Annotated in this window: 17 protein-coding genes and 6 pseudogenes; 9 read left to right on the top strand and 14 right to left on the bottom strand. The window is 47.7% G+C overall.

Annotated elements, in window-relative coordinates; all coding sequences use genetic code 11:
- Nucleotides 1–8: 8 nt before the first annotated feature.
- The 4 genes and pseudogenes from tkt to C3432_RS21935 all read right to left on the bottom strand — a co-directional run.
- Nucleotides 9–1,862 (bottom strand): annotated as a pseudogene (gene tkt, locus C3432_RS21950) (transketolase); the annotation flags it as partial.
- Nucleotides 1,863–2,049: 187 nt separating this feature from the next.
- Nucleotides 2,050–2,184: pseudogene (locus tag C3432_RS28445) on the bottom strand (hypothetical protein); the annotation flags it as partial.
- A complete protein-coding gene (gene tal / locus C3432_RS21940; protein WP_103779114.1) occupies nt 2,171–3,151 on the bottom strand; it encodes a transaldolase in 981 nt (326 codons plus the stop codon). The gene tal and the pseudogene C3432_RS28445, both read right to left, overlap by 14 nt.
- Before the next feature lie 20 nt (nt 3,152–3,171).
- Nucleotides 3,172–3,651, bottom strand: coding sequence for an RpiB/LacA/LacB family sugar-phosphate isomerase (locus C3432_RS21935; RefSeq protein WP_103778855.1), 480 nt, complete (start codon nt 3,649–3,651; stop codon nt 3,172–3,174).
- 332 nt (nt 3,652–3,983) lie between these two features.
- Here C3432_RS21935 and C3432_RS21930 point away from each other — a divergent pair, with 332 nt between their 5' ends.
- From C3432_RS21930 to C3432_RS21920, 3 genes are all read left to right on the top strand, one after another.
- On the top strand, nt 3,984–5,750 hold the full coding sequence (locus C3432_RS21930; protein WP_103778853.1) for a dihydroxyacetone kinase family protein: 1,767 nt from the start codon (nt 3,984–3,986) through the stop codon (nt 5,748–5,750).
- The gene (locus tag C3432_RS21925) at nt 5,735–6,502 is read left to right on the top strand and encodes a triose-phosphate isomerase family protein (protein ID WP_103778851.1); all 768 of its coding nucleotides are present in this window, start codon (nt 5,735–5,737) and stop codon (nt 6,500–6,502) included. The genes C3432_RS21930 and C3432_RS21925 overlap by 16 nt, the downstream gene beginning before the upstream one ends.
- A 129-nt stretch (nt 6,503–6,631) precedes the next feature.
- Nucleotides 6,632–7,594 carry a sugar-binding transcriptional regulator gene (locus tag C3432_RS21920; RefSeq protein ID WP_103778849.1) on the top strand — a complete coding sequence of 321 codons (963 nt, stop codon included), beginning with the start codon at nt 6,632–6,634 and terminating at the stop codon, nt 7,592–7,594.
- Between the two features lie 36 nt (nt 7,595–7,630).
- Here the strand turns inward: C3432_RS21920 and C3432_RS21915 are convergent.
- Together C3432_RS21915 and C3432_RS21910 are read right to left on the bottom strand one after the other, a co-directional pair.
- Nucleotides 7,631–7,884, bottom strand: a pseudogene (locus tag C3432_RS21915) (TA system toxin CbtA family protein); the annotation flags it as partial.
- Between the two features lie 144 nt (nt 7,885–8,028).
- Nucleotides 8,029–8,955: a LysR family transcriptional regulator gene (locus tag C3432_RS21910; protein ID WP_103778847.1), complete on the bottom strand. Its 927-nt coding sequence runs from the start codon at nt 8,953–8,955 to the stop codon at nt 8,029–8,031.
- A gap of 167 nt (nt 8,956–9,122) precedes the next feature.
- On the opposite strand from C3432_RS21910, the gene dcuC (C3432_RS21905) reads away from it, so the two are divergent.
- From dcuC (C3432_RS21905) to C3432_RS21890, 4 genes are read left to right on the top strand one after another with little or no spacing between them, the layout of a single operon-like run.
- Complete coding sequence (dcuC, locus tag C3432_RS21905; protein ID WP_103778845.1) at nt 9,123–10,511, top strand: C4-dicarboxylate transporter DcuC; 1,389 nt, start codon at nt 9,123–9,125, stop codon at nt 10,509–10,511.
- A gap of 24 nt (nt 10,512–10,535) precedes the next feature.
- Nucleotides 10,536–12,317, top strand: a complete 1,782-nt coding sequence (locus C3432_RS21900) for a M3 family metallopeptidase (protein WP_103778843.1) — start codon at nt 10,536–10,538, stop codon at nt 12,315–12,317.
- A gap of 8 nt (nt 12,318–12,325) precedes the next feature.
- Complete coding sequence (locus tag C3432_RS21895; protein ID WP_103778841.1) at nt 12,326–13,603, top strand: amidohydrolase; 1,278 nt, start codon at nt 12,326–12,328, stop codon at nt 13,601–13,603.
- Nucleotides 13,604–13,639: 36 nt separating this feature from the next.
- The gene (locus C3432_RS21890; RefSeq protein WP_103778839.1) at nt 13,640–14,695 is read left to right on the top strand and encodes a porin; all 1,056 of its coding nucleotides are present in this window, start codon (nt 13,640–13,642) and stop codon (nt 14,693–14,695) included.
- A 790-nt stretch (nt 14,696–15,485) separates the two neighbouring features.
- Here C3432_RS21890 and dcuC (C3432_RS21880) read toward each other — a convergent pair.
- From dcuC (C3432_RS21880) to tnaC, 6 genes are all read right to left on the bottom strand, one after another.
- On the bottom strand, nt 15,486–16,742 hold the full coding sequence (gene dcuC, locus C3432_RS21880) for a C4-dicarboxylate transporter DcuC (protein WP_103778837.1): 1,257 nt from the start codon (nt 16,740–16,742) through the stop codon (nt 15,486–15,488).
- A 15-nt stretch (nt 16,743–16,757) separates the two neighbouring features.
- On the bottom strand, nt 16,758–17,876 hold the full coding sequence (locus C3432_RS21875) for an adenosine deaminase family protein (protein WP_103778835.1): 1,119 nt from the start codon (nt 17,874–17,876) through the stop codon (nt 16,758–16,760).
- Nucleotides 17,877–17,985: 109 nt separating this feature from the next.
- Nucleotides 17,986–18,891 carry a LysR substrate-binding domain-containing protein gene (locus C3432_RS21870; protein ID WP_103778833.1) on the bottom strand — a complete coding sequence of 302 codons (906 nt, stop codon included), beginning with the start codon at nt 18,889–18,891 and terminating at the stop codon, nt 17,986–17,988.
- Nucleotides 18,892–19,162: 271 nt separating this feature from the next.
- Nucleotides 19,163–20,413 carry a low affinity tryptophan permease TnaB gene (gene tnaB / locus C3432_RS21865; RefSeq protein WP_103778831.1) on the bottom strand — a complete coding sequence of 417 codons (1,251 nt, stop codon included), beginning with the start codon at nt 20,411–20,413 and terminating at the stop codon, nt 19,163–19,165.
- Nucleotides 20,414–20,645: 232 nt separating this feature from the next.
- A complete protein-coding gene (gene tnaA, locus C3432_RS21855; RefSeq protein ID WP_103778827.1) occupies nt 20,646–22,061 on the bottom strand; it encodes a tryptophanase in 1,416 nt (471 codons plus the stop codon).
- A gap of 263 nt (nt 22,062–22,324) precedes the next feature.
- Nucleotides 22,325–22,402: a tryptophanase leader peptide gene (gene tnaC / locus C3432_RS28440; RefSeq protein ID WP_205903061.1), complete on the bottom strand. Its 78-nt coding sequence runs from the start codon at nt 22,400–22,402 to the stop codon at nt 22,325–22,327.
- A gap of 715 nt (nt 22,403–23,117) precedes the next feature.
- On the opposite strand from tnaC, the gene C3432_RS21845 reads away from it, so the two are divergent.
- Nucleotides 23,118–24,506, top strand: a complete 1,389-nt coding sequence (locus C3432_RS21845) for a DASS family sodium-coupled anion symporter (protein ID WP_103778825.1) — start codon at nt 23,118–23,120, stop codon at nt 24,504–24,506.
- Nucleotides 24,507–24,674: 168 nt separating this feature from the next.
- On the opposite strand, the pseudogene C3432_RS21840 reads toward C3432_RS21845, so the two are convergent.
- Nucleotides 24,675–24,780: pseudogene (locus tag C3432_RS21840) on the bottom strand (DUF4223 family protein); the annotation flags it as partial.
- 94 nt (nt 24,781–24,874) lie between these two features.
- Between C3432_RS21840 and C3432_RS27735 the strand changes: the two are divergent.
- A pseudogene (locus tag C3432_RS27735) lies at nt 24,875–25,057 on the top strand (DUF7828 domain-containing protein); the annotation flags it as partial.
- On the opposite strand, the pseudogene C3432_RS21835 reads toward C3432_RS27735, so the two are convergent.
- A pseudogene (locus tag C3432_RS21835) lies at nt 25,058–25,192 on the bottom strand (Arm DNA-binding domain-containing protein); the annotation flags it as partial.
- Nucleotides 25,193–25,549 lie beyond the last annotated feature (357 nt).

Raw genomic sequence — 25,549 nt, 5'->3', positions numbered from 1 at the left:
TGGTTGCGCTACAGCAGCGCTTTCGCTCTGGCAATAACGTTCCCGACGGTGAGGCCGAACTCTTCAAACAGCAGCTCCGCCGGGGCAGACTCACCGAAGGTGGTCATGCCGACGATAGCGCCGTTCAGGCCCACGTATTTGAACCAGTAGTCTGCGATACCCGCTTCCACTGCAACGCGTGCGGAAACTGCTTTCGGCAGCACGGACTCGCGGTAAGCCGCATCCTGTTTGTCGAACGCGTCGGTAGACGGCATTGAAACCACACGCGCCTTCACACCTTCGGCAGTCAGTTTGTCCCAGGCAGCCACAGCCAGCTCAACTTCTGAACCGGTCGCGATGAAGATCAGCTCCGGCTGGCCCGCGCAATCTTTCAGCACGTAACCACCGCGCGCGATGTTCGCCAGCTGCGCTTCGGTACGCTCCTGCTGCGCCAGATTCTGACGGGAGAGGATCAGCGCGGTCGGGCCGTCCTGACGCTCCACGCCGTATTTCCATGCAACGGCAGATTCCACCTGGTCACACGGACGCCATGTGCTCATGTTCGGGGTCACACGCAGAGACGCCACCTGCTCCACCGGCTGGTGAGTCGGGCCATCTTCGCCCAGACCGATGGAGTCGTGGGTGTAAACCATCACCTGACGCTGTTTCATCAGCGCGGCCATACGCACCGCGTTACGGGCATATTCCACGAACATCAGGAAGGTAGAGGTGTACGGCAGGAAACCACCGTGCAGGGAGATACCGTTGGCGATCGCGGTCATACCGAATTCGCGCACGCCGTAGTGGATGTAGTTACCGGCAGTATCTTCGTTGATAGCTTTAGAACCAGACCACAGGGTCAGGTTGGACGGCGCCAGGTCAGCGGAGCCACCGAGGAATTCCGGTAGCAGCGGCCCGAACGCTTCGATGGCATTCTGGGACGCTTTACGGCTGGCGATTTTCGCCGGGTTAGCCTGCAGCTTAGCAATGAATTCGTTCGCTTTTGCGTCGAAGTCAGCCGGCATGTCCCCCTTCATACGACGGATGAATTCAGCCGCTTCCTGCGGGAAGGCTTTCGCGTAGGCCGCGAATTTTTCGTTCCACGCGGCTTCTTTTGCCTGACCGGCCTCTTTCGCATCCCACTGCGCATAGATTTCAGACGGGATTTCGAACGGCGCGTATTTCCAGCCCAGCTGTTCGCGGGTCAGCGCAATTTCTGCGTCGCCCAGCGGCGCACCGTGGGAGTCGTGGGTACCCGCTTTGTTCGGGGAACCGAAACCGATGATGGTTTTGCACATCAGCAGGGACGGTTTGTCCGTGACGGCACGCGCTTCTTCCACTGCGCGTTTAATCGCGTCAGCATCATGACCATCCACCCCACGCACCACGTGCCAGCCATAGGCTTCGAAACGCTTCGCGGTATCGTCAGTGAACCAGCCTTCAACGTGGCCATCGATAGAGATGCCGTTGTCATCGTAGAACGCAACCAGTTTACCCAGCTTCAGGGTGCCAGCCAGGGAGCATACCTCGTGAGAGATACCTTCCATCATGCAGCCGTCGCCCATGAACGCCCAGGTGTAGTGGTCAACGATCTCATGGCCCGGCCGGTTGAACTGCGCCGCCAGCGTTTTTTCCGCGATAGCCATACCGACCGCGTTCGCAATGCCCTGACCCAGCGGACCGGTGGTGGTTTCCACACCCGCGGTGTAACCCACTTCCGGGTGACCCGGCGTTCTGGAGTGCAGCTGACGGAAGTTTTGCAGCTCGGACATCGGCAGGTCATAGCCGGTGAGGTGCAGCAGGCTGTAAATCAGCATGGAGCCGTGACCGTTGGACAGCACGAAGCGATCGCGATCGGCCCAGGACGGGTTCTGCGGGTTGTGGTTCAGTGTAACCCACTTCCGGGTGACCCGGCGTTCTGGAGTGCAGCTGACGGAAGTTTTGCAGCTCGGACATCGGCAGGTCATAGCCGGTGAGGTGCAGCAGGCTGTAAATCAGCATGGAGCCGTGACCGTTGGACAGCACGAAGCGATCGCGATCGGCCCAGGACGGGTTCTGCGGGTTGTGGTTCAGGAAATCACGCCACAGGACTTCGGCAATGTCAGCCATACCCATCGGGGCACCCGGGTGACCGGATTTGGCTTTCTGTACTGCGTCCATGCTCAGCGCACGAATAGCATTGGCAAGTTGTTCAGGCGATGGCATTCGCAGTCTCCTGTTTTTCCAGCAGTTCACGCAGCATCGACTCTAACTTCTCCTGATCCTGAGCAAATAAACGGATACCTTCAGCCAGTTTATCGACGGCCATTGGGTCCTGATTATGCAGCCAGTAGAACTCCGCTTCAGTCAGGGGCGACGGCGGTATCTCTCCTGTCAGTGGGGGCACCAACGCCACAGCAAGATCGCCTTCCATCCGACTGAGAGCTTCCAGCAAGGGGGGAGCAATCGTCAGGCGATCGCACCCGGCCAGCGCGATAATCTGCTCCGTTTTACGGAAGCTTGCGCCCATAATCACCGTTGTGTAGCGGTGTTTTTTATAATATTCATAAATGTTGCGCACTGAGATGACGCCCGGATCGTTATGCGGGCTTTCATCTTCCAATAATTGATGTTCTCTATACCAGTCGTAAATACGCCCGACAAACGGTGAAATGAGCCATACTCGCGCTTCGGCACATGCACGAGCCTGGGCAAATGAGAAAAGCAGCGTCAGGTTACAGTGGATACCTTCACGCTCAAGCTCTTCCGCAGCTTTAATGCCCTGCCAGGTCGAGGCGAGCTTAATCAATACACGGGAGCGATCGATCCCAGCCTCTTCATACAGACGAATCAATTTACGCGCTTTTGCAACACACAAACCACGATCGAATGAGAGACGTGCATCCACTTCGGTAGAAACTTTACCCGGTACCTGACTCAGCAATTCCAGACCAATATTCACCGCCAATTTATCACTGGCGTTGATCAGGCGCGTTTGTGCTGTTCCTCCCTGTTCGCAGGCCCAGGTGATAGCCTGCTCAATTAACGGTCGGTAAAGCGGCTGCGCCGCTGCTTTCAAAATCAAGGACGGATTGGTGGTTGCATCTTGCGGATGATACTCACGAATCGCGGTAATATCGCCGCTGTCCGCTACGACGGTGGTGACCTCTTTGAGCTTTTGCAAAATAGTCATCGTGATGACTCCTTTATTCATCATTCTTCTGCCCGGGTCATGCTATCCGGATGAACAAGCGTTTCGTAATAATCAATACGTTTCACCTTCGGCCCGGATCGTCCGGCTTCAAATTCGGCGGCGAGCCAGACGTCGACCAGCATTAACGCCAGTTCATTGCCGACCACGCGTGCGCCCAGGGTCATGATTTGCGCGTTATTACTTTTACGGGCGCGCTCTGCTGAGTAAACGTCATGACACTGCGCCGCACGGACGCCGGGAACTTTATTAGCAACAATCGCCATTCCAATGCCGGTACCACAGCACAGAAGTCCGCGCTCAAAGGTGCCTTCGCGTATAGAAGAGGCCAGGTTGAAGGCGATGTCAGGATACATTTGTTCATTCCCCGCCACATCGTGGCTAAAGTCAACGACCTCAATCTCTTTCTGTTGCAGGTGTTCCTTTATCAAATTTTTAAGCTCAGTGGCGGCGTCATCCGCCCCAATCGCAACTTTCAACATAGTTTTACCTCATGGATTACAGGATCCACATCGAACTTATATCCATTAACCGCTCATGTGATGGACTCTGGCTGGGATTCCTGAGTGCGTCAATGAACAAATGTTCGGTATGTGTTCTTATGTGTGGATATTTAGCAAGAAAATTTGGGCTTAAAAAGAGAGGGTGATCACAGAAAATAGCTTTAATCAGTAAACCAGGACGTTGATCACATATTCATCAGTTGAACATTTGATTGAATCAAACGATCTGCTAGCGTTCATTTGTGATGGCTATATAAAGGCTACGAAATGGCGGCTGGGGTAATAAATGAAAATTATCTGGAGAAGAAAAAATGACCTGGATTTTTAACCGACCGTCAGATTTTGCAAAAGAAATGGTCGCGGGCTTTGTCAGCGCACATGCCTCAATGGTACGGCAGGTTCCTGGGGGCGTGGTACGTAACACGCAAAGTCAGCCTGGCAGTGTGGCTATCGTCATCGGCGGCGGCTCTGGACACTATCCTGCATTTGCCGGGCTGGTAGGTCAGGGACTGGCGCACGGTGCAGCAATGGGCAATCTTTTTGCCTCCCCTTCAGCGCAGCAAATCTGCTCCGTGGCGCGCGCCGCTAACAACGGTGGCGGCGTCCTGCTGATGTATGGCAACTATGCCGGCGACGTGCTTCATTTCGGTCTGGCTTGCGAAAGGTTACGCGCGGAAGGGATTCCCTGTGAGACCATCGCCATCACCGATGATATTTCTAGTGCGCCGCTGAAAGAAAAAGAGAAGCGTCGAGGCGTTGCTGGCGATCTGATCGTATTCAAAATTGCCGCCGCGGCGGCTGAGCGCGGCGATTCACTGGACAGGGTGTTAGCCATTTCCCAACGCGCCAACGAACAAACTCGCTCACTTGGCCTGGCCTTTAGCGGCTGCACCTTTCCTGGCGCGGAACATCCCTTGTTTAGTATTCCAGAAGGAAAAATGGGCTTCGGGATGGGGATTCATGGCGAACCGGGGATCAGTGAACTTGATACGGTTTCATCGAGCGAACTGGCGCAGATGCTGACCAGTGCCTTACTCGAAGAGCGCCCACACACTATTGCCCATACGAAAGGCGCACGGCTGGGCGTTATTGTTAACGGGCTTGGTTCGGTCAAATATGAAGAGCTGTTCGTTTTCTGGCATAACGTACAGCCGCTCCTGCAAGATGCAGGGGTGGTTATTGCCGATGTCCAGATCGGCGAGTTTGTGACAAGTTTCAATATGGCCGGAATGTCGATGACATTCGTGTGGTTTGACAGCGAGCTGGAAGCGTTATGGCTAGCGCCAGCCATGACGCCAGCCTTTAGCCGCGGTTCAATGCTACCGCACGCGCCGCTCGATCCGTTACAGTCAGAACAAAGCCACACGGTAAAAATCCCACAAGGGAGTCCTGCATCGAGAGAAGCGGCCCTTGACGTGATGCAGATGATCGATGCCATGGCACAAACGGTTATTGATAATGCCGAAGAGCTTGGTCGTATTGATGCCGTGGCGGGTGACGGCGACCACGGAATCGGTATGGAACGTGGCGTGGTCGCTGCACGTATCGCCGCGCGAAATGCCCTGGAACAGGGGGCCGGTGCCGGTTCCCTGCTACAATTTGCGGCGGATGCGTGGGCAGATGAAGCCGGTGGCACGTCCGGGGCGATTTGGGGCGTGATACTCAATACGTTGGGGATCACCTTTGGCAACGACGAAAAACCAGATGCGGCAAAGGTTGCACTCGCCGTTACCCAGGCTAGCGCCGGAGTGATGCATTTTGGTAAAGCGAAGCCCGGTGATAAAACGCTCGTCGATGTACTGCTCCCTTTTAGCCTGGCTCTCAGCGCCGCAGCCGACGAAGGTTTATCCCTGACGGATGCCTGGCAAAAAGCTGAGCGGGTTGCCCGGCAGAGTGCAAAAGATACCGCGCAGCTGTTACCCAAGATTGGCCGTGCCCGACCGCTGGCTGAACGCAGCCTGGGCACTCCTGATGCGGGAGCCGTATCGCTGGCAATGATCATCTCTGCCGTAGGCAACTGCATGACCGACAAAATAGAAACGGCACACTCCCAGGAGAATGTATGCCCCGGAATCTGATCCTTGGCGTCAGCCATAAAACCTATTTTGGCTACGCACAAACGCAGGAATGGTGCCAGCAGGTTGCGGAGATAGTGCGCCAGCAGCCGGAAACGCTGAGTGCACAATTACAGTTATTCACCTTTCCCGCCATGCCTGCGGTGGCAGCGGCACTGGAGTGCTTTAATGGAACTACGATGGCTACGGGGGGACAGAATATCTGTGCGGCTCCGCCTGGCGCATGGACCGGCGAAACCAGTGCGACCATGCTACAAGAGATGGGCTGTCGCTACGTCGAACTTGGTCATGCGGAGCGCCGTCGCTATTTTGGTGAAACGACAGAAATCCTCAATCAGAAGATCGATATGGCGCTTACCAGTCATCTCACCCCGGTCATTTGTATTGGCGAAGAGCAACGGTTGAGCGCCACAGATGCTGCTGCGTACGCCATAGGTCAGGTGCAGGAGTTACTGGCGCATCGCACTCAGGATGTCCTGCCGCCGATGATTTTTGCCTGGGAACCACAGTGGGCAATAGGCGCGGCGGAACCCGCCAGCGATGACTACATTCGTCATGTCTGTAAGACATTACGTCAGCATTTGCAGCAGCATTATGGCCAGCAATTGCAGGTTATCTATGGCGGTAGCGCAGGTCCTGGCCTTCTGACCCGCCTGTGGCCAGACGTTGACGGGATTTTTCTTGGTCGTTTTGCACATCACCCTCAGGCCTTTGCGTCAATTCTTGCCGAGGCACAGAACCTCATCACCCGGTAGTCTGCGTGCGCGACGGGAGGTCCTGGCAACCTGTCGCGCTTACCCGCCTGATGTAAAAATATTTCTGATATACTGACAGCAAATGTTCACCCCTTAAACATTAATCTAGTGCGTGGAGAACGTAACCGAATGGATAAATCGAGCGCATCCCAGGAATATGAATTACTCACCGAGATTGCCGTAGCTTATTATTGTGACGAAGTGACGCAGGAGGAGATTGCCAATAAATTTGGCTTTTCCCGTATCAAGGTTGGACGTCTGCTGAAGCGAGCAAAGGAAGAAGGCATTGTCGAGATCAACGTCCGCTATCACCCTATCTTTAGCACGCAACTCGAAAAACAATTGAAAGAACGCTTCCCTGTCAGCCGTGCACTCATTGCCCTCGACCATAACGACGAAGAGGAGCAGCGCCGTCAGGTAGCCACTCTGGTATCCAGCCATCTTAATAACATTTTGAAAGATAATATCGTGGTGGCGGTAGGTCAGGGTCGCAATGTTGCCGCGGTTGCGGAATTTTCAGGCACCATACAGGCGCGAGACTGCCGTTTTCTTTGTGGCATTGGCGGTACTCACCGGCCAGGCGATATTATTAATGCCGATCATATCAGCCGTCTGCTGGCGAAAAAGTTTGGCGGCAGCAGCGAGTCGTTGTATGCCCCGGCCTACGTCGAAAATATGCAATTAAAAGAGTTGCTGCTGCAAAATGGCACCATTAAAGAGACTCTCGATCGTGCTCGTAAGGCGGATATTGCCCTGGTGGGCATCGGCGATATGAATGAAGAAAGCTATATGGTGAAACTGGGGTGGTTCACTCCACAGGAAATTAATGATGCCAGTATTAACCAGGGTGTGATTGGTGATATTGCCGGTTACGATTTTTTCAATTCGCGGGGTGAACATGTTAACACCGTGATGGACAACCGCGTGATTGGTCTGAGCGTTGAAGAATTGAGGCAAATTCCATGCGTCATCGCAATCGCATCGGAAAATACAAAAGCGATGGCAATAATGGGTGCGCTGCGTACCGGGGCAATTGATATAATCGCGACCAGTGCCCGCAATATTCGCACCATTCTCAGTATGAGCCAGTAACAGGGCGGGACTCACCTTAATGCCCGCTTCCGGATGTTATCGCTCATGCAGGCTAAATACCCCGCAGTGCTTGCTGCTGGTGATGTCGGTCACCACTCTGTAGTCGTTGCGGGTCATCACTCCGGTAGCCTTACGTATACGAAGAATATTGATACTGCTCAAAAGCGGGGACTGTGTTTCTGCGCTGAGGCTCTGGCGATCGGTGCGCGCTTGTACTTTTCCACGATAAAATTCACCGCGTCCGCCAGTGAAATTCCGACGTCAATAGGCTGTTCAATCACACCATCGTTAACATCGGCCTAAAAAACGCGGCCCCGGCGGGGATTCAATGCCATGAATACCAGGTTTCGTTTTTCAGAGAACCCGTATGACCCCGCTGAAATTTGGGGGAACCTTCAATTTAATCCATGAACATTAAAATCATCTCTACGATTTTATATATCGTCTGGTGACCAGTTATATAATTTACAATGATGCTGTATGATTTCTATTAATTTTTTAGCGGGCAAGCTTAGTGGGTGATTGCGGAGATATATCAAACCGTATTGCGCGCACGGTAATAACTCTTTGATCTGAAGAGGTACCAGAATATCTCGGAACTCAGGCTGTGCCAGACGAGCCCTGGACAAGATTGTTAAATAATCATCTTTTATAACCATATTGAGAATGCAGACACTGGAGTCAGAGAATATCGGTTTGTTCTTGTTTTTATTGAAGTCAATGATGGATGAGTTATATAAGCTATTGTAATATCCCATGCTGGTTTCAGGAAATAACCACTTAGCATCCTTGAGTTGCTCAAGAGAGGTGCTTTTTACTAAAGGGTGATCCTTTCTTGCTACAATACTGAACGGTGCATCAAATAATAGTTCGACATTATAGTTATTTAATAGCATGTTATCCGATATCGTCCCCACAGCAAATTCCAGCATTCCTTCACGCAGGCAGGGTAATAAAGTTGAGAGTTGAGCCTCTTTTATAATAATCTTAGTGGTATCATTATTTTTTTTGAAGTCCTTGATAACAGAAGAAAGAATGGTAACGGCAAGCAATGATGACATACCAAACGAAACGGTAGATTCAACTTTATTATTAATGCTGATAATATCAATGGTGGCTCTTTCTAATTCCTGAATAATATATAAAGAATACTCAGAGAAAGCTTGTCCTGCTTCAGTTAAAACTATCCCATCATGACTTCTTATCATTAATGCAGCACCTAACGTTTGTTCAAGCTCGCGCATTGAGTATGTTAGTGCTGGCTGGGAAAGATGCATTGATTTTGCAGCTGCATGGATACTTCCATGTTTGACTATTTCATTAAAAATTCTTAATTGTTGCAGCTTGGGCAAATAGCGCATTTCTGGTCCCTTAAATTTTTTTATCATAACAAAGTAAAGATTATTACCAGATATAAACAGCCGAATGATACCTTAATTTTACGGGTGTAGCACAATTTTGTTAGTTTGTTTTTTTTGTTATGCAATTAACTACATTGTAACTTTCAGGTAAACAGGATGGCAGGGCTATGATTGGAATTATAATAGGTATAATCATGATCGTAGTTGTTGGCTACGCGATCATTAAAGGAAAATATGCTCCCATGGTGCTTTTTGCATCGGGGGGGATAATGCTTGTATGTGCTGTTGTTTTTGATACAGGAAATTTTCTACCAAAGAAAGCATTAAATACAGGTAACGAATATCTAAATATCATTGAGTTTGTTCGCTATGCATTTTCGAACTGCCTGGCTGAGTTAGGTTTAATCATCATGGTCATGGTGGGATTTGCCAGTTACATGACACATATCGGTGCCAATGATGCGTTTGTTTCACTAATTATTCGGCCGTTAAAGAAAGTAAAAAGCCCTTATCTGATGTTGTTTTTTGCCTTCCTGCTGGCAAAAGCGATAAGTATGGTGATAACCAGTGCAGTTGGCCTTGGCGTACTGTGTTTGGCTCTGATGGGGCCTGCTTTAATTGCATTAGGTATCAACAAGCTGAGTATAGGTGCTATATGCGCCACGTCAGGCGCTGCGTCATTAGTCCTTGTTGGCGCTTCAACCATGGCTTCTGCCCAGGCTACATCGTTACCGATTCTTGATTATGTTTTTATTTATAAAATTCCTGCCGGTATACCCACTGTGATTGTTATGGGCGTTGCGCATGTTTTCTGGCAGCGCTACCTTGATAAGAAAGAAGGCTGGAATTGTAATGATCATATTGGCGATAGCTTAGTTTTTGATGAAGAGATTAAACGTCCACAAATAAATGCGCCGTTTTTTTATGCACTGTTCCCTTTTTTGCCAATGATTTTTGTTGTCCTGTTCTCCGAGTACGGTATCGAAAGTATTAAGCTGCACATTGCAACAATCATTCTTCTGTCAATCACCATTGCTATGCTGTGTGAGGTGTTGCGCAATAAATTCAAATTCGATGAGGTAGCTTCGGGATTGAAAATCATTCTGCAAGCGATGGGGCGTAGTATGTCAGGGGTGGTTTCTCTGATTATCGCTGCAGGCGTTTTTGCGGAAGGTTTTAAAGCTCTTGGTATGCTTGACGCTATCGTGCATATGGCGAACCAAATTGGGCTGGGTGGTTTTGGTATGTCAGTGATGTTCGTTGTAATTACAACACTGGTAGCCATCATTGCAGGATCAAATGGTGCATCGTTTTATCCACTTATTGAAATGGTACCTTCTGTTGCGAAACAGCTAGGTGTTAATCCAGTCATGTTAGTGTTACCGATGCATCAGGCTTCTACGATTGCCCGACCCTTATCCCCTGTTGCCGGTGTTGTTGTCGCCCTGGCAGGCATGTTAAAAGTTTCACCACTGGAATTGGTTAAGCGTTGCTCTGTTCCGTGTCTATTAGGTCTTATCAGTCATCATCTTTTTGTATTCGTTTTATCATTATGAACTGAATAATTCAGGAGTTCTGTCATGGCTATAGAATCACTACCAGAGTGGACGCTGAACGACGCTTATGTCGACATTGAAAATGAAAAATTTCAGGTTGAGATAAACAAGATTATTGAAATAATTGGCATGTTGAAAATAGCAACATCACAGGGATCTTTACAGAATTCTTTAGAAAATTTATTCCAGATATATGAAGAAGGGTTTGATAAGGTTTCGTCTCTATTAGCCTTTTGTCGCTGTCAATCAAGCATAGACGTTAATGATCAACGAGTCTCTGGGATTCATGTTCGATTGCAGGAGCTACTAAGTAGCCTGGAGCAATTGATGACGCCTGTTTTTAATGCGTTAGTTATGTTACCCGATGATGATATCCGATGGCAGTCACCCTCACTGCGGCACTGGAAGTTTGTCGCGCAGCAAAGAAAGGCGCATTGGTCTTCGTGTTTATCTGAACAACAACAGCGAACTCTTTCTTTGTTAGCTAATAGTAATTTTTATATTTTAAATACACATTATGCTCATATCAATAAATTATTGAGTGTCGAGGTTGTCAACAACTCAGGGGAAATTAAAAAAGTAAATTTATCAGCGTGTCTTGGCATTCTTAAAGGATCGCCTGATGATATTTTGCGTAAGTCTGCTTTTGAAGGCATGAATGAGTTTTATCAGCAGCATTCTGCTTTGTATGCGGATGTTCTAAATCAATTGGCCGGCTTCCGTCTTGCGCAATTTGAATTAGCAGGATGTGATTATATTACGCCGAGCTTGCAACAAAATAGAATAAGCCTGACCGCATTAAACACGATGTTTAGTTGCTTAGAACAACGGGTAGGGGAGATCCGCAAATCCGTGGCTTTGCGCGCAAAATACCTTGGACTGGAAAAATTAAACGTTTATGATTTGTCCGCTCCTGCGCCATTACAAGAAATTAAGAAAATTTCTTATGAAGAAACAATTGATCAAATTTGTAATGCGTTAAGACCGCTTTCACCTGAAATACCTGATTTTATTAAAATGATGCTGGATAACAAATGGTTAGAAGCCAGCGTAAAAGATAATAAAGCAGGAGGGGCGTTTTATACCCGATTCAATCAATTAAAACAGCCCCGGGTTTTTACAACTTATCTTGGTACTTTTGCCCACCAGATTCAACAGGCTCATGAACTAGGTCACGCGTGGCACTATTGGATTATGCGTGAATTACCTTCGATTGAAACTGAATTTCCCATGGCTCTTGCAGAAATTTCAAGCACATTCAATGAAGCTGTTTTGCGTGATTATTTATTGCATCAGGATAAAGGAAGGGATATTACAGGGTCCGTTTTATGGCAAGAGATAAAGAGTGTAGCAAATTTTCTCCTGCATATTCCTGCAAGATATGATTTTGAAATGCAGTTTATGTCACAGAGGAAAAATAAATCACTTAATGACAAACAGATAAATAATATCATGGACAGCGCCTGGTATAAATGGTTCGGTGATACAACGGAAGGTACAGACCGTTATTTATGGGCATCCAAAATGCATTTCTATAAAACTGACCAGTATATTTATAATTATCCATACACCGTAGGATATCTTATCTCACAAGGGTTACTCGTTGAGAGAGAAAAACTTGGTGATAGATTCTTTGAGCATTATCGCGCACTCCTCATGGATACAGGGCGCTTAAGTGTTGACGACCTTATAAAAAAACATTTGGGCTACGATATTTGTTCGCCGATTTTCTGGAACCAATGTATTGATAGGGCTATGTCGCATGTTTCAGCTTTTGAAGAACATTTTTGGGCCTGTCAGAGATAACATGTGTTATGAATAATCATCTCGAATCATTAATTCGGCTACGCCGAACTCTTCATTCACAGCCTGAAAGCGGGTGGACAGAATTTGTTACCACGGCATTTATCGCTGAAAAATTACAGGAGTACGGATTCACTATCTTTCTTGGTGAAGATATCGTTGCTCGTGAATTTATATCCGGTGCCGATAATGAAGAAATAGAAAAGGGTATCCTGCGGGCTCAACAAAAAGATGTTTCTTCAACCCTTCTTAAGCAGATGGCTGGAATCACAGGATGTGTTGGGGTGTTAGAGACTCATCGTCCAGGAAAAACGGTTGCATTACGTTTCGACATTGATGCTGTAGACGTTTCTGAACTAACAACCCCAGATCATTTTCCCTTCCAGGAAGGTTTCCATTCACGCAATCCTGGTTGCATGCATGCTTGCGGTCATGATGGCCACACCGCAGTTGGCCTGATACTCGCTCAATGGATCCATGAAAATCAAGAATCTTTAACGGGACGTTTTAAATTGATTTTTCAGCCTGCAGAAGAAGGAACCCGAGGTGCTAAACCTATGGCTGAAAAAGGAATTGTTGATGACGTTGACTATTTACTTTGTGCACATTTGAGTTTTATAGCATCAAGCGGAGAACTCGTTATCGATCCGCAGCAATTCCTTTCAACCAGAAAATTGAAAGTGATATTTACGGGTAAGTCTGCTCATGCAGGCGCTCAGCCTCACCTTGGGAGAAATGCCCTGGCTGCCGCGTGCCAGGCAACAATACAATTATTAGCCATTCCCCGTCATGGTTCAGGTATCAGCCGTGTCAACGTTGGAGCCTTACACTCCGGGCAGGCAAGTAATGTTATCCCCGAAAGAGCAGAAATGAGGCTTGAAATCAGGGGAGAAACAGATGAAATAAATGCATACATGCATCAGCAAGTTAAGAACATTGTTGCAGGATGCGCATTAAGTTATCAGGTTGAATATAAAATTTCTACTGAAGGACAGGCAAACTCATTATCAAATGATGAGGAGCTTATAAACATATTAGATAAAGTTATAAAAGATGTTCCTGAAATAACATGCCCGGTTCAACAGCGTCGATTTGGAGGAAGTGAAGACGCTACTGTTTTAATCAAACGGGTACAACAAAAAGGCGGCAAAGGTATTTATTTTATTGTTGGAGCAGACAGGACATCAGGCCATCATCAATCTGATTTCGATTTTGATGAAAAAATGATGCTAACAATGTTTAAAGTATATTGCCAAATGATCATGCATTTATCTAAGCGACAGCATTAATTATCACAATAGTTGACTTTTGTTAAGGAAAAACACATGAAAATTAAATTGATGATAGTTTTACTTGCGGGTGCCTCCTCAGCATATTCTGCTGAGGTTTACAATAAAGACGGAAATAAACTTGATTTATACGGTAGCGTGCGTGCCAGACACTATTTCAGCGACAATCAAAGTGTTGATGGCGACAGAACTTACGTCAGGCTCGGGTTTAAAGGTGAAACACAAATAAATAACGACCTCACTGGATTTGGTCGATGGGAATATAACTTCCAGGGGAATAATTCGGAGAGCACTGACTCACAAACCGGAAATAAAACAAGGCTTGCCTTTGCGGGTATTCGATACGCTCAATATGGGTCTATTGATTATGGCCGTAACTGGGGTATCGCTTATGATGTTGCAGCCATAACTGACAAGGCGCCAATATTTGATGAGTTAACATATAGCTCGGCTGACAATTTTATGACAGGCCGTGCCACAGGTGTGTTAACCTGGCGTAATACTGATTTTTTTGATCTGGTTGAAGGACTAAATGTGTCCGCGCAGTACCAGGGACGTAACCAGTCCGGGCGTTCAGCAACCACGTCTAACGGAGATGGGTACGGTTTTTCATTATCCTATGAAATTATAGATAATTTAACCATTTTAAGCGCTTACACTTCATCAAAAAGAACATATGCCCAGCAGCAGCTTAAATGGGCCAAGGGTGACAGGGCTGATATATGGGCAGTTGGCGTTAAATATAATAATGACGGACTCTATCTGGCATCGCTTTTTTCAGAAAGTCATAACCTGAAAAAGATTAGCTCTTCTGGTTATGCCAACAAAGCAATAAGTTATGAGGCTGTTGCCTCCTATTCATTCTCAAACGGCTTGATTCCATACATGGGTTACTTTAAGTCTCGCGGCAGTGATATTGAAGGCGTCGGTAAGGAAGATATTGTTAACTATCTTGATTTCGGCTTGAGTTACTTTCTTAATAAAAACATGAAAGTATATATTGATTATAAAATAAACTTCCTGGACGACGATAATCCTCTTGGCATTGATAGTGATGATAAGCTAGGGGTTGGTCTGACTTATCAATTCTGACAGGGTGCTGGAGCATTTTATCTCTGATTATTTAGATTTGCAGTCTGGACGGGCAAAGCGGTTTGGTATTATCGCTATTCGCATTATATTGTCATGCTCTCCTGGAAATCATGAGTATTTTTGTCGTGATTCATCAATAATTGGCCGCTGCATTATTAACGAGTCACCAGGATAGAACGGTATCCTGAGTGACTCGTTTTGCATTGATTATCAGAAATGCCAAACGGTGAAGGGTGAGCCGATGTACATTATCGAGGGCGATAAAGGCTTTGCATAAATGGTTATAGTTCTTTGCCGGAAGACACGCTGGCATAATTTTTTAACCGACGTTGTTCGCTGGCTCTGCGTTGTCTGTCCATCATGGACGTTTAAATGGATTCACTTAACTGGCTGATAATACTCTGGCTTTTCTGTTCTGGTTTTCCAGAGTGGCTCAGGATGTCCTAAATACTCCCTGCTCTGCCTGCAATACTTTCTACCTGAAAGTCGCGTGATCCCTGATGTGTGTAACCTCTCTACTCAGGGCAAAGTATCATTTATCTTTATTGAACGCTGAAAATCTGAGGATGATTTGAAAAAGCATGTGGTCATGCCCTGCCACGATGACTTTCTGGCGCTCCTCGGTGGCAGGCTGGAAAGTGCGGCTTCAGCCAGCGGCAGGTTGTATTAATTTTCGGACAGGGAAAAGATCGGTTAGGCACCGAAACTGTGGGTGCCGGTACTCTCACCGATCTCCTGTGGCAGACTGATTTTATCAATGAATAACGTTACGTCGTCGGCGAACGCGTTATCAAATTAAAACAATCAGCAAAATCAAACCAATTAACATCACGGGCGCGGTGCGTTTAATCAGCTCGATTGGTGAAACGCCCGCCATTCCGGCGACGACAATCGCTGCCGCTGACAGCGGGGAAGCGGTGCGCCCCAGGTAGCTCGCAAAAGCCGCAGCGGTACCCAGGTTAGTCGGATTCATGCCAAATTCTGCAGCGTGCGGCGTAATGGCTTCATTGAAGGCGTAAGCCGTTGCATCGCCGGAGCCGATCACTACCGCCATCAAAAATGGACCCACCGTACCGCCAAACCGGGCGGCTTCGGGGAAATCAATCAGCGCGCTTTTTGCGGCGTCAATCAATCCTACGGAACCCAGCCCCGCGACAAAAACGCCCGCGCAGATAATAATGCCAAACACGTCGCTGTAAGCTTTGCCCATCCCATCAAAGAAGGCGGGCACCACCTTGCCGGGATGCGTCCGTGTTACCGCCAGTGTGGCTAAAACACCCCACATTACGGCTTGCGGAACGCCCATTTTCAGCCAGCTTATGCCACCAAATGCACCCAGCATCAGCAGTGCGATAGGTACCAGCGGCATTAACGCTGCCAGCACGTTGATCGGACCTTCCTGCGGATCTTCAGTATCCAGGCGGGAATGATAGCCCCTGTGCTCTTTGCGCAAGATGGCGGTTATCGTCATACCGACCATGATGATCAGGCCAAGCCACACAACGGTCATCACGCGATCGCCGATGATATTCATCACATCACCGCCGACGATTTTTGCCACTAGCGCCATGTGCGGGCTGCCAGGATTTAACAAGCTGGCGCCAAAGGTTCCCGCCAGGACGGACGCCGCAGCCATGACCGGATGAATACCGGCTGCCAGCTGGAGAGGGATCATTGTGATCCCCGCAGCGGCGGCGGCACCCGCGGCGCTGGGCAGCGCTAACTGCACAAACGTGGTGAGTAAAATCGTCCCCGGGATGAGGAGAAGGCCGACGTGCTTTAAAGGCGCACTCAACAAGCGGACTAAGTGGCGGTCGCAGCCGGTGAATTTCATCACGGTAGCAAAACCAATAGCCGATAAAATGGCCTGAATAAGCCCTTCAGAAACCATTTTCTGCGCGAAGCTATTCATTGCCTCCATGGGTTCAAGGGAGATCAGGCACATTAACATGCCGGAAAATAGCAGCACGGTACGCGTATCCTGCTTTTTGATCAGCAGAACGATGGTCAGGAGCAGAATGATAACGCCAACAGTTAAGGTAAACATGGAGTTTTCTCGGTGCTATGCCGTTTGAGGACGGTAATAGGAAATATGCTGCGCCGCATCGATCGGCGGCTCCTGGTTTAACCGGTTACGCAGGGCGTCAAACTCCTGCACCCAGTTTTGTCGCCACTGCGCTTTGACATCTTCCGGCTGCCAGCAGGCATCAATGCCGTTCAGCATCAACTGACGCACGCCGTCGAGATCGAAACCAAACTCCTCTACCATTACGCGATAACATTCCGCACCGTTGGTGTTATGCATATGCCAGTCATCGGTCGCAGGGATAATGTTCATCCCCGCCAGCGCCATTTGGCGAATGGGGTGGTTCTGACGCCACTGAGATTTATCCGGCCATTTTTTAAGGTACCAGGTGTTACTGGGTACCACGGTGAAGGGCACGTTTTCGCGTACGCAGCGAGCGGTTAGCTCAGGATTGTCCAGCACGGTGTAGCCATGATCGATACGTTCAAGGTGAATGAGATCCAGGCCAGTTTCTACGTTACGCCAGTGCAAACCGAACTCGGAACAATGTCCCGTCAGGCGCAAGCCGCCGCGCTCAGCTTTGCGATAGGCTTTCCAGAAATGCTCAATTGGGGCGTCATTTTCTTTATAGTCGATGCCAATGCCTGGCACTAATGGATGCGGATATTGCAGCACGGCCTCCACCATAGCCACGGCTTCCTCGGGCGATTTCTCGCGATTAATCGAGGGAATAAACAGGGCGCGGATATCCCACCGTTCGGTCGCTTTCTCCATCGCGCGGCTCATCGCATCGGTGACTTCCGCGTAAGTTAGCGCCGTGTCGGAGGGATTCCAGAACAGCTCCAGGTGGCGAATGCCTGTCGCTGCGGCGTCTTCGGCGACCTCACTGGTAACGCGATAGTAATCTTCGGCGCGGCGTAGCAGAGGATACAAAAAGTTCAGTGCCGCGATGCCGCCTTTAACGACGTGGCTTTCGTGCTGATAGCGACGATAATAGCTTTTGGCTTCCGCCTCCGTGAGCGGAACGCCATACTTCTGTGCCAGCTCCAGCATGGTCGTTAAGCGTACGCCGCCCAACAAATGATAATGGAGATCCACTTTAGGAAATGTCGTGAAGAACTCAGACAAGGTAATCGTTTGCGTAGCCTGCGTCATTAAGGGCGCCCATCAACAAAAAAGTTAGCGCTAATCATAAATAAAGCGTTCGCCACGATGAAATGCTATTCCGGCATAGCCAGATACATTTAGGCACTGCGCCGCGATGCTACAGTGGCGACCAAAATGTTTCTCCCTGAGTGACTCGCTGCGACAAAATATGCCAAAACGCTTCGGCGCGTTGATGTAGCTGTGCCTGGTTGCGGTAGAGACGTATTTGATAGGGGATATTCCATCGACTGCGATCAACGGCGATAAGTTTGCCCTGCTTAAGCTCGTCAGCAATCTGACAATCAGGCAGCCATGCCAGCCCCTTACCGCGTAGCGCCATTTGGCGATGCAAGTCGCACAGCGAAGATTCAAAGACGGGTTCGCAGGCAAACGGCTGCTGCGGCATCAGCCGCTCGACCATACGCGCGCTGTAAGAATCTGCTGAATAGCGCAAATAGGGCACGGGCTGGTGATGGTTTTCATCAGGAGTAAATAATGGCCGTCCTCGATCGTCAGGGGCGCTAACCAGTAGCAGTTCCCCTTTGCCTAACAGCAGGTTGACAAACGGCGGCTGGAGCAGAGCATGGGTGTCAAAGGCCAGCAGGAAATCGCTGGCCCCTTCAATCAAAGATTCCACGGCAAAATCCACCCGCAAAATATTGACAGAGAACGGCGCTGTGTCATCCGTTTGCTCGATTAAATCGAGCAAAAAAGGGGACGAAAGTGAATGCGGTGCGCAGAAACGTACAGGGTTGAGCATCTTCGAGGTCAGGCCATTCATTTTCTGAATGCCTTCCTTCAGTTGGTTCACCATACTGTGCGCGATTAAGCGAAACTGATAACCTGCGGGCGTCAGTATCACCGGCGAGGAACTGCGATCGACCAACTGCTGGCCTACGCTTTCTTCTAATGCGCGGATATGGCGGCCAAATGCCGGCTGAGTGATATTCCGCCGTTGGGCCGCGCGCGAGAAATTACGCAATTCTGCGAGTGTCAAAAAGTCCTCCAGCCAGCCAATGTCCATTTGTGGGTATCCCCTTGTTTATCAAACCATTTAGTCAATCAGAAGGTGTTAATGAGCTACCGGTTATACACAGCAGGAACAATACCCGGCTTAAGCCCAGTGACTTAATTTTGCCGGAACAGGGAGGGCAGAGAAACCGTTAATTGAGGTCGGATCTGACAGTGCAACAGAAGACGTCATGTTTGAGGTGAGCCAGAGGATTTACAGGTCGGGGCGGTCTGCGTGGAAGCGCGTCGGACAGGACGCCATCTTCCGCGCAGAGTCGTACCCGTTATCCCAGTTTAGGTAAGATATTGAATACATTTCCAAACCAGCAAAATATCACCAAAATACCAAATGTTATGACCATGGCCGGAATAAAGCGTCCGCCCCAAACGGTAAAGATCTGGTCAGGGAATTTCTGCCGTGATTTAAGTGCCAGAATAGCAGGGATAATGACCGCCCAGATGGTTGCGCATAGCCCGGCACCGCCAATGCCGTAAATAAATCCATTCGGGAAAATCAGATACAGGAGCGTCGGTGGCAAGAAAGTCAGTAGTACGGTTTTAAAACGGCCTGTGTGCGAGTTATCAAATTTAAATAAATCGGCAAGGAAATCAAACAAGCCCAAAGTGACGCCAAAAAATGAACTGGCGACGGCCAGATTTGAGAATACCAGCAGGCAAAACTCAATCATGCCACTCTGATTAGTCCCCAGGAATGAACTGACCAGGGCGTCAACGTTCCCTCCGGAAGCAATGATTCCTTTGAAGTTTTCGCGAGGAATGTTACCCATCGTACAGTACAACCAGAAGAGATAGATAACCAGGGCAAGAGAGGAACCCAGCACGATACTTTTTATTAATTTATCTTTTTTCTTACCATAGCAGATGATCAGACTGGGAATATTACCGTGAAAACCGAAGGAAGCCAGACATACCGGGATAGCCATAAAAATGTAAGGGAAGTAGGAATGGCTTTCTCCGCTTGCACCACTGGTCCCGCTTAGAATCGAATAGTCAACCTGAAAGAAAAATGAACCAAAGACGATAACAAACGCGAGTATTTTAATGCCGAGAAATAGTGAGGTAATTCTGCTTGCCGCCAGTGAACTAAACCATAGAACCGCAGCGACAAAAAGTGCAGTACAGACTCCGATGATTCTTGGGTTGACGTGCGATCCGGAATGCATGGATAGGGTTTCACTGATGATTGCACCATTGGCTGATATATAGGCATAAGTCAATATATACAGAACAAAAGCGACGGTAATCCCACTGAAAATATTCCATTTATTGCCAATTAAATCTTTGGTGATGGTGTTAAAACTTGAACCTACGGGGTAGTTTAAATTGGCTTCCAGTAACAATAATCCTGAGTGCAACATGGAAAACCAGGATATTATTAATATAAATGCTCCCCAAAAAAACCAGGCGCCGGCGAGATCAACGGGTAATGCAAACATCCCCCCACCGATCACGGTTCCAGCAATAACCATAATGCCCCAAAAGGATGAATGCTTGGTATTGGAATTTTCTTCCATTTTAGCCTCTTATCTGGAGTTGTATACTCTAAATAATTCGAGTTGCAGGAAGGCGGCGACGCAGTGAATCCCCAGGAGCTTACATAAGTAAGTGACTGGGGTGAGCGAGGAAAGCCAACGCATCTGCAACTTGAAGTATGACGAGTATATATCATCATTATTCTGTTTTTATATTAAGGTAAGAGTGATGAATGGCTATATGTTATAGCCATTCATCATGGATGATAAATTATCAGATTTCTTTCAGGCGAGCGGTAAAGTGGCGTAACACTTTAGGCTCATAAGTGAAAGTTAGTCCCTTGATGTTGCTGGCATTTTCTTTCACATGGCTGAAGGCTTCAATAATAAAATCCATATGCGTCTGGGTATAGGTTGCTCGTGGAATAGTTAAACGGAGCAGTTCCGCCGGGCAAGGTAATTGCTCGCCAGTTTTAGGATCTCTACCCAGTAAGAATGAACCAATTTCCACCGCCCGAATACCTGCAACTTTGTATAACTCACACGCCAGTGCCTGCGCCGGGAACTGCTCTGCCGGAATGTGAGGCAGTAACTTTCCTGCATCAACAAAAGCAGCATGTCCCCCAGCCTGTTGGCAGGTCACGCCAATGGCTTCAAGACCATCAACCAGATACTCGATCTGGGCAATACGATAGGCCAGCCAGTCCTGATTCATGCCATCTTTAAGCCCTACTGCAAGGCGTTCCATGGCTCCGCCTTCCAGACCGCCGTAGGTTGGGAAACCTTCCTGGAGCACACAGAGTGTTCTGCACTCGGTATAAACATCAAAGTAGCTGTCATCCTTTATGCACAGCAATCCGCCCATTGGCACCATCGCGTCCTTTTTCGCTGACATTGCCAGCATATCGGCATATTTATACGACTCGCGAGTGATCTCTTCGATACTCCAGTCCTGATAAGCGGCTTCTCTTTGCTGGATAAAATAGGCGTTTTCAGCGAAGCGAGCGGAATCCATGACGACTGGAATATCGTATTTTTTCGCAATCGTATACATGGCTTTCAGGTTTGCCAGGGAAACAGGTTGACCGCCAGCAGAGTTGCAGGTGATGGTGGCTACAATATAAGGGATGTTATTGGCGCCAACTTCCTGAATACCTTCTTCCAGCTTATCAAGATCAAAATCACCTTTGAAATCGTGACGTACAGATGTGTCAAAGGCTTCTTTAATATAAACATTTCGAACGGTACATCCGTTTATCTGGCTGTGTCCCTGAGTGGTATCGAAGAAATAGTTCGAGAATACGACCATTTTGGCTCTGTCGAGACCCTTTTCCTGCTCACGTTTGCGGATTAAAACCGGAATATAAATCTGCTCGGCTCCCCGTCCCTGGTGGGTCGGAATAGTATACTGGTAGCCAAAAATATTTTTTACCGCATCGGCAAGAGCGTAATAACTCCGGCTTCCACTGTACGCTTCATCTCCCCGTAACATCGCTGCCTGCATATTTTGGGTGACAGCTCCCGTCCCGCTGTCTGTCAACAAATCGATAAAAACATCTTCGCTGTCGAGCAGAAACGGGTTCATCCCAGATTTAATCATTGCATTTTCACGATGCTCTCGTGTTGTACGTTTAACGGGTTCAATAACACGAATACGGAATGGCTCTGGCAAATGTTTGAAGTTATCCATGGTATAATCCTGTATAAAATTTGTATATCACGCTGTCAGCAGTTCACTCACAGTGAATCACCGATGTTATTTGGATGAAGCGATGTTTAATTAAGACGCACTGGTGCTACCTGTATTTCCAGGCGTTATCTTTCTCATGGCAATAATTCAAGCACGTGAGCAGCTAAACCGTGGATATACAGTTGGTGGTCTGAATTATTCAAGGCGTGCAAATCAAAAAAAATTAAATATTTATCTTTTTATTTGCACTGAGGCGTGGGGTTTTAAGGGCGATGGTTTACGATAATGGTATCAATGTTGAACCATTTTGAGGTCATATATGTATTAAATAAGTTAATCATAATATATCAACCTTTATTAAACATGGTAACATCATTCAGCTTTGTGCTTTATTTGTCCATTAGTGTTTAAATTTATTGTGATTACTATCACGATAAATTTTAAATGCAATAATTAATCCTCAGACCGTCAGCGATCTGTTAGCCCTGAGCAACGGCCTGCCTTCGAACTCCGGCCACTTCAATTCTGTGGCATATGATGATCCCTGGACAGGTGTAAAGGGGAAAGTGTTTATCAATTGCACCTTAAGCATGAGATGAGGATGCATGACTCAGAATACACTTTTATAAAATTTATCGAATCCCACGACTTTGCCGTAAACGATAAGGCTGCTATGCAAATTGCAGATATCGCCAAAGATAGCAGAAGCAGCCAACATTGTGCCCGGTCATAAAACACGGGGTGGCGTGCTGAGTCACAGTGACTGGTGGCAATCTCTTTTTCTCAAGATCAGATGGCGTGACAAAGTTGCTGGATCGGCGCGATCACAAATTTTTCGACAGTGATTAAGCCCTGTGAAAATGACAAAATAAAATCATGTATATTCGTTGAACATAGATAATATTAGGAAGCCTTTCCAAAAAATAGCGACCATAACGGGGTGTTCAGTTAAAAAGTGGATTGGAACGATTCAGTTAACAGAATAAGAACATAATTTATACCTGCAGGACATATACATGTAATGATTCAATAGTAACCAGTTACAAGGAAACTAGTATGAATAAAAACGACATGAGTCCTTTGCCCACCAATACCCTTGAGTGGTTTTTTAATCGTAGCAGTATCATTATCTTGCTCGATATCGTTCTGTTTATCGTTCTCTACAACACGCTACCTTATGAACCGAAAGTGGTCATGGGGCTTAGTATGCTCGCTTTCATCGCCGTATTATGGCTGACAGAAGCGCTACACGTTACCGTGACGGCCGTGATGGTTCCTGTCATGGCAGTATTACTGGGGGTATTTAATACTCAGGCAGCGCTAAATAGTTTTGCAAACTCAACGATATTCCTGTTCCTCGGTGGTTTTGCTCTGGCTGCGGCGATGCATGTGCAAGGACTGGATAAAGTCATTGCCGATAAAGTATTAGCGATGGCGAGGGGCAAAATGAGCCTCGCGGTCTTTATGCTGTTTGGCGTTACGGCGTTGCTGTCAATGTGGATCAGTAATACCGCGACAGCCGCAATGATGATGCCGCTGGTATTGGGTATCCTGAGCAAAGTCGATAGAAAAAACAGCCATTCAACCTATGTGTTTGTGCTCCTCGGTATTGCCTACAGCGCCAGTATTGGTGGAATGGCCACCATCGTCGGCAGTCCACCGAATGCGATTGCTGCCGCCGAGGTTGGCCTCTCCTTTTTTGACTGGATGAAGTTTGGTTTCCCGGCGATGCTCATATTACTTCCTGTCGCTATTACTATCCTTTATATTGTGTTCAGGCCGGAACTCAAAGGAACTTTCCAGACTAATACTGAACAAGTCGATTGGGACAAGGGTAAAATAGTGACATTGGCTATTTTTGGCCTTACGGTATTCTTTTGGATCTTCAGTGGGCCAATTAATGACCTGCTGGGAGGTTTTAAATCCTTCGATACCATCGTTGCTTTAAGCGCCATTATATTAGTGAATTTCGCCCGGGTGGTTCACTGGAAGGACATAGAAAAGACGGCTGATTGGGGAGTGTTATTATTATTCGGTGGTGGCATCTGCTTAAGTAATGTGTTGAAAGAGACGGGCACCAGCCTGTTTCTGGCAAACCAGATAAGCGGGATGGTTGCTCATATGGGGATATTTATCATCATCCTGGTGATTGCCACATTCGTGGTATTTTTAACGGAGTTCGCCAGCAATACGGCGAGTGCCGCGTTGTTAATTCCTGTCTTTGCTTCAGTTGCCGAAGCTTTCGGTATGTCGCCAGTGATTCTGTCGGTGTTAATTGCCATTGCGGCTTCATGTGCTTTTATGCTGCCTGTAGCGACGCCGCCAAATGCTATCGTTTTCGCAACCGGCCATATCAAACAGCATGAAATGATGCGTGCGGGACTGTTTCTGAATATCGCCTGCATTATTGTCCTGACTGGGTTTAGTATGTTGTTTTGGGTGTGATTTAACGCAACACGGCGGTTATTGTTGGCCGCTGTGTTGCGTTAAATATATTTTAGCGAGCGTTCAGTTAGGTTTTATAACCAGGGAGTTATTGGTGAGGTTTTTTAATTTTGTTTTTATTACGCGAATAAATATAGAGCCAGCATTATACCAGCTCTATATCTGATTTTATTTGCTAGCTTCTCCGCAACTACCGATAATTTTTGAAATTGATACGGCTGAGTGTAATAAGTAATCATAGTCACAGTTTTTCTTTGTTATAAACACTGCCTGTACTCCGGCACCAGCGTAATACTAATCTCCTGCGCCAGATGACACTCTGCTGCCGTGAAGTATCCGGCCACCGCACTGTCTCCGTACCGCACCGCCTGGCGTTTCAGCCGCCCTATGAACGCCTGACCGGCGCACGTACCGCACAGACCACCCCTTATGACCACTACACCAGCCACCTCTGCACTGCATACCATCCTTAATACGACATGGAACGTCTATGGTTTGAACACATAACGAGTGGTCAGACCTGGGATGGTCAGCATCATTGTCCTTACGTTACCAGCGGCGAGAATTTTTCTGGCCTCATTGCGCTTTTCGCGTGAGTCAGCCAGGGAAACATCAGGGTATACGCCAATGGAAAGTATCTTTTCTTTTGGCTTTGCGGTTTTCACTTTTACATCGGTTAGCGCCATCACACCCTCCGGCTTTTGATAAATTCATCCTCCAGGGGACTTCCGCTAATGATTAACCTGATACCTCTAATACATCCTTTGCATAACAAAGGTATCTTTGGAACCTGTTGTTATTTATAACATTTTTATCATTACAGGGGCTGATATTTTAAAGGAAAATAACACCCCCTAATGTACCCCAAAAAGGACTTGATGCCGATTACCTTCAGGCGACAATGGTGGGGTTATTTCTCTTGTTTTATCAGGTATTACAGGGGTTTTGTTGACTTCGAGGGAGTTCAGTAGAGGCAAATTGGCGGAAGATCACAGGAGTCTTATGTGCATTGTAAGTCATTGATTTTGATTAAGTATAGATAA

This window comes from Citrobacter amalonaticus (assembly GCF_002918555.1).
In the GTDB taxonomy this organism is placed as follows: domain Bacteria; phylum Pseudomonadota; class Gammaproteobacteria; order Enterobacterales; family Enterobacteriaceae; genus Citrobacter_C; species Citrobacter_C amalonaticus_A.
The sequence above is the reverse complement of the archived record's forward strand: the minus strand, read 5'-3'. Positions and strand labels throughout refer to the sequence as shown.